The sequence below is a fragment of the Vibrio sp. 2130-1 genome, from assembly GCF_033339515.1.
In genome coordinates this window covers 1-553 of sequence record NZ_JAWOUT010000590.1, presented here as the reverse complement: position 1 = coordinate 553, position 553 = coordinate 1, and the positions used below count along the sequence as shown (strand labels likewise).

Annotated in this window: 1 protein-coding gene; it reads right to left on the bottom strand. The window is 51.7% G+C overall.

All coding sequences use genetic code 11. From position 1 onward, the window contains the following. The coding region (gene araD / locus R7Q09_RS27565; protein ID WP_318144133.1) for an L-ribulose-5-phosphate 4-epimerase AraD at positions 1-551 on the bottom strand (551 nt) is incomplete at its 3' end. Positions 552-553 lie beyond the last annotated feature (2 nt).

Here is a 553-nt window from a genome sequence, read left to right as displayed (position 1 = left end):
GTTTGCAAAGCCATGCCTGCGACCACTTCAACCACTACGGCGTTGTGAACCGCTTGAGCAGGGCTTTTACCCCAAGTAAAAGGTGCGTGTTCTTTGACCAAAATTCCGGGTGACGCCATAACGTTTGAATCACCGATGGTTTCGACGATGACTTTGCCAGTGTTGAGCTCGTAGTTGTGTGCGATCTCTTCGTCGCTCAAGGCGCGAGTGCACGCAATTTGTCCGTAGAAATAATCCGCATGAGTTGTGCCCAACGCGGGAATGGCTCTGCCTGCTTGTGCCCATGCCGTTGCCTGAGGAGAGTGGGTGTGAACGATACCGCCAATCTCCGGGAAATGGCGATAAAGCTCTAGATGCGTGGCCGTGTCGGAAGATGGGTTGAGGTTCCCTTCAACCACTTGGCCGTGCAGATCGCCCACCACCATGTTTTCAGCATTCAGTTCGCAGTACTCAACACCGCTAGGTTTGATAACAACCAATCCAGATTCTCTATCGATGCCTGACACATTGCCCCACGTGAACGTCACAAGGTTATGACGTTGTAAATCCATAT